We start from the raw sequence: 13,082 nt of genomic DNA on the forward strand, positions 1-13,082 counted from the left end.
GACTGAGGCCGCCCCTTTTGGGCAAGGGGCGGCCTTGTTCGAAATCAAGGCGCCGCACCGCACGACGGACAACAAAAGGCGCCGGGGGTACATCAAGGATCTGAGGCAAAAATCACATGACAGCATTATGGTTGATAGTGCTCTGCGGAGTGCTTTCCGTCGTCTACGCGATTTGGGCGACGTCTTCGGTGTTGAGCGCGGATGCGGGGTCGCCGCGCATGCAGGAGATCGCAGGAGCCGTGCGCGAAGGCGCACAGGCCTACCTGCGGCGCCAGTACACCACGATTGGTCTCGTCGGCATCGTCATCTTCGTGCTGCTTGTCTATTTCCTCGGGCTCTATGTCGCGATCGGTTTTGCCATCGGCGCGATCCTGTCCGGCGCTGCCGGCTTCATCGGCATGAACGTCTCGGTTCGCGCCAATGTGCGTACCGCTCAGGCCGCGACGAAGTCGCTTGCCGGCGGGCTCGAGCTCGCCTTCAAGGCGGGAGCGATTACCGGAATGCTGGTGGCGGGTCTCGCGCTGCTGGGTGTGACCCTCTACTTCGGCTTTTTGGTCCACTCGCTGAAGCTCGCGCCCGATAGCCGCGTCGTGGTCGATGCCCTGGTGGCGCTCGGCTTCGGCGCCTCCCTGATCTCGATCTTCGCCCGTCTCGGCGGCGGCATCTTCACCAAGGGTGCGGATGTCGGCGGCGACCTCGTCGGCAAGGTCGAGGCCGGCATTCCCGAGGACGATCCGCGCAACCCGGCGACCATCGCCGACAACGTCGGTGACAATGTCGGCGACTGCGCCGGCATGGCTGCCGACCTGTTCGAGACCTATGCGGTGACCGCGGTCGCCACCATGGTCCTGGCGGCGATCTTCTTCGCCAAGACGCCGATCATCGCCAACATGATGACGCTGCCGCTCGCGATCGGCGGCATCTGCATCATCACCTCGATCATCGGCACCTTCTTCGTTAAGCTCGGGCCGAGCCAATCGATCATGGGCGCGCTCTACAAGGGCCTGATCGCGACCGGCATCCTGTCCCTGATCGGCATCGCGCTGGTGATCTACTACCTGATCGGTTTCGGCAAGCTCGAGGGCGTCGACTACACCGGCATGGCGCTGTTCGAATGCGGCGTGGTCGGCCTCGTCGTCACCGCGCTGATCATCTGGATCACCGAATACTACACGGGCACCGACTACCGTCCGGTGAAGTCGATCGCCCAGGCCTCGGTGACCGGTCACGGCACCAACGTGATCCAGGGCCTTGCCGTCTCGATGGAAGCGACCGCGCTGCCCGCGATCGTGATCATCGCCGGCATCCTGGTCACCTACAGCCTCGCCGGCCTGTTCGGCATCGCGATCGCGACCGCCACCATGCTGGCGCTCGCCGGCATGATCGTCGCGCTCGATGCCTTCGGCCCCGTCACCGACAACGCCGGCGGCATCGCCGAGATGGCGGGCCTGCCGAAGGAGGTGCGCAAATCGACCGATGCGCTCGACGCGGTCGGCAACACCACCAAGGCGGTGACCAAAGGCTACGCGATCGGCTCCGCCGGTCTCGGCGCCCTGGTGCTGTTCGCAGCCTACAATCAGGACCTCAAGTTCTTCGTTGCCGGCTCCGCGCAGCATTCCTACTTCGCCGGCGTCAATCCGGACTTCTCGCTCAACAACCCCTACGTGGTGGTGGGCCTCTTGTTCGGCGGCCTCTTGCCGTATCTGTTCGGCGCGATGGGCATGACGGCCGTGGGCCGCGCGGCGAGCGCGATCGTCGAGGAGGTGCGACGTCAGTTCCGCGAGAAGCCGGGCATCATGCAGGGCACCGACAAGCCGGACTATGGCAAGGCGGTCGACCTGCTGACCAAAGCGGCGATCAAGGAGATGATCATCCCCTCGCTGCTGCCCGTGCTGTCACCGATCTTCGTCTACTTCGTGATCTACGCGATCGCGGGCGGCGGCGCGGCCGGCAAGTCGGCGGCGTTCTCGGCCGTGGGCGCAATGCTGCTCGGCGTGATCGTGACGGGCCTGTTCGTCGCGATCTCGATGACCTCGGGTGGCGGCGCCTGGGACAACGCCAAGAAGTACATCGAGGACGGTCATTTCGGCGGCAAGGGCTCTGATGCCCACAAGTCGGCCGTCACCGGTGACACCGTCGGCGATCCCTACAAGGACACGGCCGGCCCCGCGGTGAATCCGATGATCAAGATCACCAACATCGTGGCCCTGCTGCTGCTGGCGATCCTGGCGCACTGAGCCGCGTCACAAATTGGCACGACAAACCCCCGCGGTGCGAGCCGCGGGGGTTTTTGGTTCACGATATCGTTCCTTCGCAGCTGCATTGTCGCAGCGGAACTGTGAGATCAATTACAAAGTGTCTTCCCTCGGAGGGCTACCCTGCAGGTGCTGTCTCACCCACTGGAGGGAAGAATGACGCAAGCTGTAAACCTGAATCCACGACACGGGAAAGCCGGACGCCAGCCGACCAGGGCCGGTCTGAAACCGCCCAGCGCCAATGCAGACCCCGGCTTGTTCGGCAGGATGTTCGACTTGCCGGCCTTTACGGCGCCGGAGGCTGCGCTGCAGGCGCTTGCCGCCGCGATGAAGGACGCCGCTCCGGACGATGTGACCGGTGACAACTCCAACATTCCGTCGGGCTTCACCTATCTCGGCCAATTCGTCGATCATGACATTACGCTTGATCTCACTTCGCTTGCCGAGAAGCAGGAGGATCCCAACGCGACCACAAACTTCCGCACGCCGAGGCTCGATCTGGACAGCATCTACGGTCTGGGACCGGATGGCAGCCCTCAACTCTACGCGCGCGACTCCAACAACGTCACACAGCCCGGGCCGAGATTCCTGCTCGGCAAGACAGAGCCCACGCCGCGCGCGGCCGGCGTCTTTCCGAATGATCTGACGCGGAATTCGGAAGGGCGAGCCCTGATCGGCGACCATCGCAATGACGAGAATCTGCTGGTCGCGCAGACGCACCTTGCGTTTCTGAAATTCCACAACAAGGTCGTCGACATGCTCGCGGCCGGCCCCAACGCGCCGGCGCCCGACAAGCTCTTCTCTGAAGCACGAAAGCTGGTGACTTGGCACTATCAATGGATGGTGCTGCACGATTTCGTCGAGCGCTTAACGGAGAAGGGCATCGTCGCCAAGATTCTGCACGAGGGCCGGAAGTTCTATCGATTCCAGAAGGTGCCCTATATGCCGGTCGAGTTCTCGGCGGCAGCTTACCGGCTGGGACACAGCATGGTTCGCGAGACCTACAGCCACAACCATGTGTTCACGCCCGGCGGCTTTGCTGCGGCGAGCCTCAATCTCGAGTTCTTCTTCTCCGGGCTCTCCGGCCGCATCCTGGGCGAAATTGCCGGCACTACTCCCAATGCGCCCAATTCCCCACCCAACGTCAGCACCTTGCCCACGGACTGGATCATCGACTGGAGCCGCTTCTACGAATTCGATCCGGCGATCGCGCCGACGCCAAACTTCCTGTTCAATCATTCGCGCAAGATCGATCCGTTCCTGATTCCGAAATTGCACGATCTTCCAGGCGGCGGCGGTAGCCTGCCGCTCCGCAACCTGCAGCGCGGAGTCAATCTCGGATTGCCGTCTGGTCAAGACGTGGCTCGTGCGATGGGGATACCAGTGCTCAAGCCGGCGGAGATCGCAACCGGCACTGACGGCGCGGCTGCGGCCGCGCATGGCTTCGATCGAAAGACGCCGCTTTGGTACTATATCCTCAAAGAGGCCCAGGTGAAGAGCGGCGGTCTTCGGCTCGGTCCGGTCGGCGCGCGTATCGTGGCCGAGGTGTTCATCGGCATCGTCGCCGGCGATAACCAATCCTATCTCAGCCAGCGGAGCTGGAAGCCGACGCTGCCGGCGAAGACTCCGGGCACGTTCCTGATGAGCGATCTCTTACGCTTCGTCGGAGATATCAGTCCGATCGACGGGGTCACGACCGGATAGCAGTTGCTCAAGTCCCGGATGCCGCAGGCGGCATCCGGGACACGAGAAACTACTGCACGTCCATCTGCAGCCCTTCCTTCTGGATGATGCCGGCGAACTTCTTCGTCTCGGCCTCCACGAAGGCGGCAAATTGCTGCGGGGTGCCGTAGTCGGCGCGAGCGCCCATGGCGGCGATCTGCTTCTTGATGTCCTCGCGCTCCAGCATCGCCTTGACCTGGAGATTGAGTGCGTTGAGCACCTCGGGTGAGACGCCCTTCGGCAGGAACACCGAGAACCAGGACGATATGTCGAAATTCGCCAGCTCCGGCGCGCTCTCCCGCATCGTCGGAAGGTTCGGCGCGAGGTCGCTGCGCTCGGTCGTGGTGACGCACAGACCGTTGAGCGTGCCGTTCTGCACCTGAGGCAGGCTCGGATAGAGGTTGTCGAACAGGATCTGGATGTCGCCGGCTAGGGCCGCCTGAAGCGCGGGTCCGGCGCCGCGGAACGGGATGTGCGTCATCTTCAGGCCGGTGAGCTGGAGAAACCAGGCGCCGGTGAGGTGAGGGCTCTGGCCGACGCCCGAGGAAGCGTAGCTGAGCTTGTCCGGATTGGCCTTGAGATAGGCGATCAGCTCGGGGATCGACTTGATGCCGGTCTTCGGATGCGCCGAGACGATGTTCGGGATCCGGATCATGTTCGAGACCGGCTGAAGCTGGTCGGGCTTGTAGGTGAGATTCTTGAAGATGCTGTAGGCGATCGCGTTCGGACCGGGATTGCCGACCAGGATGGTGTGGCCATCCGGCTTGGCGCGAACCACCTCGGCAGTCCCGATGGTGCCGCCGCCGCCCGAGCGGTTTTCCACGACCGCCGACTGGCCCCAGGCGGTTTGCAGATGCGCCGCAAGGAGTCGGCCCATCACGTCGGTCGAGCCGCCGGCCGCAGCCGGCACGACGAGGCGAACGTTTTCGGTGGGCTTCCAGTCGGCGAGGCTCGATCGCGGCAGTATGGCTGCGGCTGAAAGGCCGGCAGCGCCGGTGAGCACGCGACGGCGGGACAACAAAGGCTTAGGCACGAATCCACTCCCTGCTTCTTACTTTGCAGGGACCGTAGGGAACAGCTCGTGCGACCGCAAGTCGCGTGCGACGGCATGTGGCGCGCGCAGGGCGGCACGACGCCGCAGCTTGGAGCGATTTACCTTCCGACGGAATTGGAAGGGCTCTGGCTGCGTGTTGAACGCATTTTTTTCCGCGCGAGCCGTGATCGACTCCGCGCGAAAGCGCGCTGGAGTCTCAGTTGAAGCTGAGCAGCTTGAACAGCGGCGTGAGGTAGCTCATCTCCTGGCCCGACGTCGGCGTCGTCCGGCTGATGAAGTCGAAGATCTTGCCGTCCTGTAGACCGTAATTCGCAAGCCGGCGCACGCGGCGGTTCTTGTCGAAATAGATGGCGATGACGCGCTGGTCGACCACCTTCTGGTTCATGAAAGCGACCAGACGCTCCGAGCGTTGCGAGATGTAGTAAAACACTTCGCCGTCGAGGGTCGCGACCGTCGAGGGGGTGCCCATCACGATCAGCACCTGGTCCTGACTTGCGCCGATCGGAATCTGCTCGAGCGCGCCGGGCGGCAGGATGTAACCCTTCTGGAACTGCTCGCCCGTGCAGCCCGCAAGTGCCGCGCCGACGACGGTCGCGGCAGCGAGCATGCGCAAGCCGCGCCAGCATGCGTGAAGGCCTCGCCGCTGGCTCGCGCGCAGGCTGGTCTTGTTCGTTGTCGTCATAGCGGAACTGATTCCGTCCCCTTGCGTCGCGCGAGGCGCTGAAGTACCGGGCGGAGGCTCTGAATGCAACACGCGCGCGCCCGCTTGCGGAAACCACAATGCTTTGGCCGTTCAATCACTTCAGGAAACCCCGATCAACCCCGCCGGGCACCATTGAAGCCATCTATGGCATGATCGTGACGCAGGCGCGAGAACCCATATTTTACCGTGACTTGGGCGTGCCCGATACGGTTAACGGGCGTTTCGACCTGTTGCTGCTGCATCTCTGGCTGCTGCTGCGCCGCCTGCGCACGGTCCAAGGCGGCACTGGAGGCGCCACGGAGCTGTCCCAGGCGCTGTTCGACCGCTTCTGCGAGGACATGGACGACAATCTGCGCGAAATGGGGGTTGGCGACCAGACCGTGCCGAAGCGGATGCGGGCCTTCGGCGAGGCGTTCTACGGCCGCGTCCAGGCCTATGATCAGGCCATGGAAGGCGGCGGCGAGGCGCTGGCATCGGCGATCTGCAAGAATATCTTGAATGGGACCGGCTTTGGCCAGGCGCAGCAGCTCGCGGCCTATGCCCGGGCCAGTGAGGCCGAGCTCGGCCGGGCCGACGAGGCCGCGCTGCTGCGCGCCTCCTTCAAGTTTCCTCCAGCACTCCCTGAGGATGTCACGCCATGAGCCGACCGAATGCCGGATCCGAGCCCGATCCCTGGCGGGCGCCAGTCATCGTTGCGCAGATCCCCGACGCAGGCCTGCATCGCGAGCTCGAGGCCTCGGCGGCCGAGCGGAAGGCCATGGCGGAGCTCGCGGGCGTGCGGGAGATCCTGTCCGCGCATGCCAGCTTCGATGTCGTGCCGAAAAGCGGTGGCCGGGTCCAGGTCACGGGGCTTGTCCGCGGCCGGATCGGCCAGACCTGCGTCGTCACGCTGGATCCGATCGAGAGCGAGATCGAGGAGGAGGTCGACCTGATGTTCGCCCCCGAGGCCGAGGCACGGCGCCTGGCCGATCTGATCGAGGAGGGACAGGACGATGAAGGGCCGCCTGCGGTCGCCGACCCTCCCGAGCCGATCGCCGGTGGCATCATCGACCTCGGCCGGCTCGCCACCGACGCGCTGTTCCTGGCGATCGATCCCTATCCGCGCAAGGAGGGGGCCGTGTTCGAGGCGGAGGTCGCCGCCCCCGATCCCGAGGACCATCCCTTCGCGGCACTGAAGGCGCTTCAGGACAGGAAGAAGGGCCAATAGGCGGGCATTGTCCGCTTGTGGCCGTCTTGCGAGGGGACGCGAGGCATTTTCCTTGATGGTTTGAAAGAAGCGTTTATCCTCCTGATTTCAATGCCGTTCCTGCTACATCCGGGGCTCGTGGCCGCATCGCGCCAAATACAAAAGGCTGGGGGCAAGAGGTTGTTTCGGGGTGACAAAACGCTATTGTCGCGCCCCGGCCCGGGTACAGCGTGGCGCTCGGCCGATCGCCATGTCCGTGGCGAATTCATTTTGCGGCCCCGCTGATCCAAGACCGCACCAGACCAGGTTTCCAGGACTTCTATGCCAAGCAAGGTTCGCATCGCGCTGGACGCCATGGGAGGCGATGTCGGCCCCGCCGTGGTCATTCCGGGCGCCGCGATCTCGCTTGGCAGGCATCGCGATACCGAGTTCCTGCTGGTTGGCGACCGCGCAAGGATCGAGCCCGAACTCGGCAAGCACCCGAAGCTCAAAGCCGCCTCCAGGATCGTCCATACCGACGTTGCTGTCAGCATGGAGGACAAGCCCAGCCAGGCACTTCGGCGCGGCCGCAAGACCTCCTCGATGTGGCTCGCGATCGATGCGGTCAAGAAGGGCGAGGCGGACGTCGCAATCTCCGCCGGCAATACCGGCGCGCTGATGGCGATGGCGCGCTTCCACCTGCGGACGCTGCCGGGCATCGACCGCCCCGCCATCTCCGCGATATGGCCCACCATGCGCGGCGAATCCGTCGTGCTCGACCTCGGGGCCACCCTCGGCGGCGATGCCCACCATTTGGTGTCGATGGCGGTGATGGGCGCAGCCAAGGCGAGCGTGCTGTTCAACAAGAAGCGGCCGACGGTCGGACTGCTCAACATCGGCGCCGAAGAGATCAAGGGCCACGAGGAGATCCGCGAAGCCAGCGAGATCCTGCGGGCGAGGAACCTGCCGGAGCTCGATTATATCGGCTTCGTCGAGGGCGACGGCATCGGCAAGGGGCTGGCCGACGTCATCGTGACCGAGGGCTTCAGCGGCAACATCGCGCTCAAGGCCGCCGAGGGAACCGCCCGCCAGATGGCGGAATTGCTCCGTAACGAGATGCAGCGGAGCTGGCTCTCCAAGCTCGGCTATGTCTTCGCCCGCAGCGCCTTCCAGGCCCTGCGCGACAAGATGGACCCCAACAAGTCCAATGGCGGCGTGCTGCTGGGACTGAGGGGGGTGGTGGTCAAAAGCCATGGCGGAACCAACGCCGAAGGCTTTGCCTATGCGATCGATGTTGGCTATGAGATGGCTCACTACGATCTCCTGAACAAGATCAATCAGATGCTCAACCGCGAGGGTGGTGCACTCAGTTTCGTGCAGCCCGCGCCGGAGGATGTTTCGTGACTCAAATTCGTTCGGTCGTGCTCGGCTGCGGCTCATATCTGCCGGAGCAGGTGGTGACCAACGCCCAATTGGCGGCCCGTATCGACACCTCCGACGAGTGGATCGTTCAGCGCACGGGCATTCGCGAGCGGCACATCGCGGCCGAGGGCGAGTTCACCTCGCACCTGGCAATCAAGGCGGCGCAGGCCGCACTCAGCGATGCCGGCATGGACGCGCAGTCGATCGACCTGATCGTGCTGGCGACCTCGACCCCGGACAACACCTTCCCCGCGACGGCTGTCGCCGTGCAGCACGGGCTCGGCATCAACCATGGCGCTGCCTTCGACCTCCAGGCGGTATGCTCGGGCTTCGTGTTCGCGCTTGCCACCGCCGACAATTTCCTGCGCACCGGTGCCTTCAAGCGCGCGCTGGTGATCGGCGCCGAGACCTTCTCGCGCATCCTCGACTGGAACGACCGCGGCACCTGCGTGCTGTTCGGCGACGGCGCCGGCGCCGTGGTGCTGGAGGCGCAGGAGCAGCCCGGCAATGCCGCGACCGACCGCGGCATCGTGACCACGCATCTGCGATCCGACGGCCGCCACAAGGCAAAGCTGTTCGTCGACGGCGGACCGTCCTCGACCCAGACCGTCGGCCATCTCCGGATGGAAGGCCGCGAGGTCTTCAAGCATGCGGTCGGCATGATCACCGACGTCATCGTCGATGCCTTCACGGCGACCGGGCTCAATGCCGACAGCATCGACTGGTTCGTGCCGCACCAGGCCAACAAGCGAATCATCGACGCCTCTGCCCACAAGCTGCACATCGCGCCGGAGAAGGTGGTGCTGACGGTGGACCGCCACGGCAACACCTCCGCGGCCTCGATCCCGCTGGCGCTGTCCGAGGCGCGCAAGGACGGCCGCATCAAGAAGGGTGACCTCGTTCTCCTGGAGGCGATGGGCGGCGGCTTCACCTGGGGCTCCGCGCTGGTGCGCTGGTAAGCCACAGTCGATAAAATTTTGCCGGAATCAGTGCCGATTATCGATGCGTCCGCATTGATGAGCGCTGTTGACCGCCGTCTCGTAACCTCATAATTTCAGACAACAATTGTTCGCCGTGATGTGGGGCAGGGCGATGACCGATCAAAGTAAAACCGTAACGCGTGTCGATCTCTGCGAAGCCGTCTACCAGAAGGTAGGGCTGTCGCGCACGGAATCGTCCGCTTTCGTGGAACTCGTGCTGAAGGAGATCACCGACTGCCTCGAAAAGGGCGAGACGGTGAAATTGTCCTCGTTCGGGTCCTTCATGGTGCGCAAGAAGGGTCAGCGCATCGGCCGTAATCCGAAGACCGGTACCGAGGTGCCGATCTCGCCGCGCCGGGTCATGGTGTTCAAGCCGTCGGCGATCCTGAAGCAGCGGATCAACGGCCAGCACCGCGCCAATGGCGACGCCACCAGCAAGGCTCAACAAGAGGCGTAACCCTTCCGCAAAGGATTTGGCATTTGGACAAGGCGCCGGATGCGTTCCGAACCATCAGCGAAGTAGCGCAGGAACTCGACATTCCGCAGCACGTGCTGCGGTTCTGGGAGACCCGGTTCTCCCAGATCAAGCCGATGAAGCGCAGCGGCGGCCGCCGCTATTACCGCCCCGACGACGTCGACCTGCTCAAGGGCATCCGCCGGCTGCTCTACGGGGAGGGCTACACCATCCGCGGGGTGCAGCGGATCCTGAAGGAGCACGGCGTCAAATCGGTGCAGGGCCTCGCCGACAGCGCGGCCGCGGTCTCGTTCGGCGCCATCGAGGACGCCATCGGCGCGAGCCTGATGGAGCCCGAGGACGAGGCGCCCATCAAGGGCGCCACCGACACCGACGATGACGACTTCCAAGGGGACGAAGAGGAAGGCATCGACTTCCGCTTCAGCGAGATCGACGACGAGGAGATCCTCACCACCTTCCGCAAGGGCGGCGCCGCTGCTGCGCCCGCCGGCCCCAGCGCGCTGGACCGGGAGCGCCTCGGCCGGGCGCTCGCCGACCTCGTCGCCTGCCGTGAGATGCTGGATCAGGCGCTGAAGGACGGGTAGGGGCGGTGGGTTCCGGGCGCATTGAGCGGCTACACCAAAATGCTGCGGCCTCGCCTTGCGCAAAGCGGCGATCCTAGCTAATGGAACGACGTTCGGAGCGTGGCGCAGCCCGGTTAGCGCACTAGTCTGGGAGACTAGGGGTCGGAGGTTCAAATCCTCTCGCTCCGACCATTTTTTCAAAGCATCTGTCGGGTGGATCGACCGTCGGCGTGGCGCCTGCAACCCCGTCCACGGTAGGGAATCCATTTACAGCATGACGCTCCGAAGTAATTCGATCCGCCGCGGGTTAGGATGTTTTGTGCCATCCTGTTGGATGACCGCCACGCAACTACCGTCCGCCAGATCGTCCGCCGGCAAGGCGGGCATCACTTGCGCAGACGCAGCCAGTCGATCGAAGGAACCCGAAGCAGTTTTGCTGTCGTAAGCGACCATCATCTATTTCCGGCGCTGTTGTGTCGCTGGAGAGGCAATGGCAAGCACACGGCAAAGCGCACGTGCTGTGGATTGACGCCTCCTACCTGAAATACCCCACCACCATCCTCGTCGTCTCGTCCACCAGACTCCGCACCATCTTCTCCGACAGCATCTCGGCGCCGTGCAGCACCGTGTTGTGCGCGACCGACTCGATCGTACTGACGCAGATGAAGGTCGCGACATCGAGGTCCATCTTGCGCATCTCCTTGCGGCGGCTTTCGAGATAGGTGCGCACCAGGGTCTGGACTTCGCGGTTGAAGGCTTCGACGTCTTTGAGCTGGCCGGTGCGCGGGATCTGCTCGGCGAGGACGCGATGCAGTTTCGGGTTGATGCGGTGGGCTTCGATCGCGACGGTGACGAGTTTTCGCACGCCTTTCTCGATCGGCAGGTCGGCAACCTCGGTCAGCGCTGTGCGAACGATGGCCATGATTTCCTCGTTGTGGCGATCGATCACGGCCGCGACGAGCGCCTCCTTGCTCGGAAAGTATTGATACAGCGAGCCGACGCTGACGCCGGCGGTCTCGGCGATGCGGTTGGTGCTGGCTTTCTCAAAGCCTTCCTTGACCAGAATGCGAGCAGTTGCCTCGACCAGCGCGTCGACGGTGGCGCGGGATCGCTGCTGCGAGGCATTTTTCCGGGGTTTTGTGGGCGGTTTGCGAGCCACGGTCTTGTGATCTGAATGCGAGTAGGAAAAGCGAGTGAATGCTCGCATTATAGCCGAACATATTGGCGGGTCGGCAAGCCTCCTTGTCGCCGTCGCGAACGCGCCAGATGGGGATGTGGCCATGAGCGTTGCCAGGATCGTGTCGGCCTTGCAGTTTTGTCCTGGCGGCTGCGTGTTCGGCCCGCCGGCCCGGCGCGATACCGCGCCAAGCCTGCAAAGCCGCGCCCTCAACATGCTGCTGCGGCTGCTGCCGATCAAGAAGCAGCTGGCATCAGTCGAGGCGGTGCAGGCGCATGTACAGAAGCTCGCATTGGCGCCGGCATCGTTCGAGCCGACGGGGCTCGGCCGCGGCGTCGAGGCAACGCTGACGAAGATGGGCGGATGGCCGGTCTACTACACCGCGCCGTCGTCGGGTCATGAAGGCTGCAACTACGTCATGTTCCTGCATGGCGGCGGGTTCATCAACGAGATCGTGCCGGCGCATTGGCGCTTTGTCGGCGAGATGACGCGGAAGGCGCGTGTGTGTTGCGTCGTGCCGATCTACCCGCTGGCGCCGCGCGCGACCGCCAAGGACGTCGTGCCGGCGACGGCGGAGCTGTTGCGCATGCTGCTCGAGGACGCCGGGCCTGCAAAGGTCACGGTAGTTGGCAATTCCGCCGGCGCGGGGCTCGCGCTCGCTGCGTGTCAGTGGCTGCGTGATCACGGTCATCGGCAGCCGAGCCGGATGGTGCTGATCTCGCCGGCGGCCGATGCCTCGGTCAGCCGTCCGGAGCAGGTCGCGATCGCGGCGCGCGATCCGATCCAGGACATTCCGGGGATCGTCGAGGCGGGACGCCTCTATGCCGGCGAGCTCGATATCGGCCATCCCTTCGTCAGCCCGCTCAACGGCGGCTTCCGCGCCCTCGCGCCGATGACGATCTTCGCGGGGACGCGCGATCTTCTCTATCCCGACAGCGTCGATCTCGCCGAAAAGGCGAGGGCGGTCGGCGTGCCGGTTGAGCTGCATCTTTTGCGGGAGCAACCGCACAACTTCGCGCTGATGCCGACGCCGGAAGGGCGGCGGGCGCGTGCGATCATCTTGCGAGAGGTGGCTTGAAGGAAAGGTGTGACCGTTGTCACAGAGCGCGGCCGAAATGGGGCTGGCGCTGCAAGCCGCAGGGAAAAGGCGCCCCCGGGCGTTTCCTCGTATTGGTAGTCTTGGATCAGTAGTTTTGCGGGGCCTTCAGGCGTGGCCCTTGATCTCGTAATGACCCGGCACGCATTTGTAGCGCTCGAGGCGCCAGTTGGCGTGATAGATCGGATGCTCGCCCATCCATTTCGCGAGTGGTGCCTGTGCGCCGACCGCGCACTGCATCATCGAAATCTCGGGCGTCATGTTGCTGTCGGTCACGATTTCCTCGACGCAACTGCCTGAGCTGGCTGCGCCAAGCCGGCAAAGTACGGCAACGACGGTCACGAACATTCCTGTCACCTCATCGGTTGTTTCTGACCACGACGAGGATGCAAGCGGAGTGCCAGAGCCTATTGCACGCAAACGACACGCTGGCATGGCCGACTCAACCCAGCGTCCTCCCGATCCGATGA

13 protein-coding genes and 1 tRNA gene are annotated in these 13,082 nt (G+C 64.1%); 10 read left to right on the forward strand and 4 right to left on the reverse strand.

What is annotated here, in order from left to right; translation table 11 throughout:
* Positions 1–116 precede the first annotated feature (116 nt).
* Together EHH60_RS03025 and EHH60_RS03030 are read left to right on the forward strand one after the other, a co-directional pair.
* A complete protein-coding gene (locus tag EHH60_RS03025; RefSeq protein ID WP_124157997.1) occupies positions 117–2,237 on the forward strand; it encodes a sodium-translocating pyrophosphatase in 2,121 nt (706 codons plus the stop codon).
* Between the two features lie 174 nt (positions 2,238–2,411).
* Positions 2,412–3,959 carry a peroxidase family protein gene (locus tag EHH60_RS03030; protein ID WP_124157998.1) on the forward strand — a complete coding sequence of 516 codons (1,548 nt, stop codon included), beginning with the start codon at positions 2,412–2,414 and terminating at the stop codon, positions 3,957–3,959.
* A gap of 49 nt (positions 3,960–4,008) precedes the next feature.
* Here the strand turns inward: EHH60_RS03030 and EHH60_RS03035 are convergent, their stop codons facing one another.
* Both EHH60_RS03035 and EHH60_RS03040 read right to left on the reverse strand, forming a co-directional pair.
* On the reverse strand, positions 4,009–5,010 hold the full coding sequence (locus tag EHH60_RS03035; protein ID WP_124157999.1) for a Bug family tripartite tricarboxylate transporter substrate binding protein: 1,002 nt from the start codon (positions 5,008–5,010) through the stop codon (positions 4,009–4,011).
* A gap of 217 nt (positions 5,011–5,227) precedes the next feature.
* On the reverse strand, positions 5,228–5,713 hold the full coding sequence (locus EHH60_RS03040) for an outer membrane protein assembly factor BamE (protein WP_199751263.1): 486 nt from the start codon (positions 5,711–5,713) through the stop codon (positions 5,228–5,230).
* 98 nt (positions 5,714–5,811) lie between these two features.
* Between EHH60_RS03040 and EHH60_RS03045 the strand changes: the two genes are divergently transcribed.
* From EHH60_RS03045 to EHH60_RS03075, 7 genes are all read left to right on the forward strand, one after another.
* A complete protein-coding gene (locus EHH60_RS03045) occupies positions 5,812–6,375 on the forward strand; it encodes a ubiquinol-cytochrome C chaperone family protein (protein WP_124158001.1) in 564 nt (187 codons plus the stop codon).
* The gene (locus tag EHH60_RS03050) at positions 6,372–6,941 is read left to right on the forward strand and encodes a YceD family protein (protein ID WP_124158002.1); all 570 of its coding nucleotides are present in this window, start codon (positions 6,372–6,374) and stop codon (positions 6,939–6,941) included. The genes EHH60_RS03045 and EHH60_RS03050 overlap by 4 nt, the downstream gene beginning before the upstream one ends.
* Before the next feature lie 300 nt (positions 6,942–7,241).
* Positions 7,242–8,303, forward strand: coding sequence for a phosphate acyltransferase PlsX (gene plsX, locus EHH60_RS03055; RefSeq protein WP_124158003.1), 1,062 nt, complete (start codon positions 7,242–7,244; stop codon positions 8,301–8,303).
* Positions 8,300–9,280 (forward strand): beta-ketoacyl-ACP synthase III, encoded by a 981-nt coding sequence (locus EHH60_RS03060; RefSeq protein ID WP_124158004.1) that lies wholly within the window; start codon positions 8,300–8,302, stop codon positions 9,278–9,280. Before plsX ends, EHH60_RS03060 begins: the two co-directional genes overlap by 4 nt.
* Positions 9,281–9,413: 133 nt before the next feature.
* Positions 9,414–9,758 (forward strand): integration host factor subunit alpha, encoded by a 345-nt coding sequence (locus EHH60_RS03065; protein WP_028136003.1) that lies wholly within the window; start codon positions 9,414–9,416, stop codon positions 9,756–9,758.
* A 23-nt stretch (positions 9,759–9,781) separates the two neighbouring features.
* Positions 9,782–10,360 (forward strand): MerR family transcriptional regulator, encoded by a 579-nt coding sequence (locus EHH60_RS03070; protein ID WP_124158005.1) that lies wholly within the window; start codon positions 9,782–9,784, stop codon positions 10,358–10,360.
* A 93-nt stretch (positions 10,361–10,453) separates the two neighbouring features.
* Positions 10,454–10,531, forward strand: a tRNA-Pro gene (locus EHH60_RS03075).
* Between the two features lie 343 nt (positions 10,532–10,874).
* Here EHH60_RS03075 and EHH60_RS03080 read toward each other — a convergent pair.
* Positions 10,875–11,498 (reverse strand): TetR/AcrR family transcriptional regulator, encoded by a 624-nt coding sequence (locus EHH60_RS03080; RefSeq protein WP_199751264.1) that lies wholly within the window; start codon positions 11,496–11,498, stop codon positions 10,875–10,877.
* Positions 11,499–11,619: 121 nt separating this feature from the next.
* Between EHH60_RS03080 and EHH60_RS03085 the strand changes: the two genes are divergently transcribed.
* Positions 11,620–12,594, forward strand: coding sequence for an alpha/beta fold hydrolase (locus tag EHH60_RS03085; protein WP_124158007.1), 975 nt, complete (start codon positions 11,620–11,622; stop codon positions 12,592–12,594).
* Positions 12,595–12,720: 126 nt separating this feature from the next.
* Here EHH60_RS03085 and EHH60_RS03090 read toward each other — a convergent pair whose 3' ends face one another.
* On the reverse strand, positions 12,721–12,960 hold the full coding sequence (locus EHH60_RS03090; protein WP_028178804.1) for a hypothetical protein: 240 nt from the start codon (positions 12,958–12,960) through the stop codon (positions 12,721–12,723).
* Between the last annotated feature and the right edge of the window lie 122 nt (positions 12,961–13,082).

It is taken from the genome of Bradyrhizobium sp. RP6 (assembly GCF_003837805.1).
In the GTDB taxonomy this organism is placed as follows: Bacteria; Pseudomonadota; Alphaproteobacteria; order Rhizobiales; family Xanthobacteraceae; genus Bradyrhizobium.

Coding starts and splice junctions, on each gene's coding strand:
- plsX (WP_124158003.1), top strand. CDS start 7,242: ATGCCAAGCAAGGTTCGCATCGCGCTGGACGCCATGGGAGGCGATGTC.
- EHH60_RS03085 (WP_124158007.1), top strand. CDS start 11,620: ATGAGCGTTGCCAGGATCGTGTCGGCCTTGCAGTTTTGTCCTGGCGGC.
- EHH60_RS03040 (WP_199751263.1), bottom strand. CDS start 5,713: ATGACGACAACGAACAAGACCAGCCTGCGCGCGAGCCAGCGGCGAGGC.
- EHH60_RS03090 (WP_028178804.1), bottom strand. CDS start 12,960: ATGTTCGTGACCGTCGTTGCCGTACTTTGCCGGCTTGGCGCAGCCAGC.
- EHH60_RS03025 (WP_124157997.1), top strand. CDS start 117: ATGACAGCATTATGGTTGATAGTGCTCTGCGGAGTGCTTTCCGTCGTC.
- EHH60_RS03065 (WP_028136003.1), top strand. CDS start 9,414: ATGACCGATCAAAGTAAAACCGTAACGCGTGTCGATCTCTGCGAAGCC.
- EHH60_RS03030 (WP_124157998.1), top strand. CDS start 2,412: ATGACGCAAGCTGTAAACCTGAATCCACGACACGGGAAAGCCGGACGC.
- EHH60_RS03050 (WP_124158002.1), top strand. CDS start 6,372: ATGAGCCGACCGAATGCCGGATCCGAGCCCGATCCCTGGCGGGCGCCA.
- EHH60_RS03045 (WP_124158001.1), top strand. CDS start 5,812: ATGCTTTGGCCGTTCAATCACTTCAGGAAACCCCGATCAACCCCGCCG.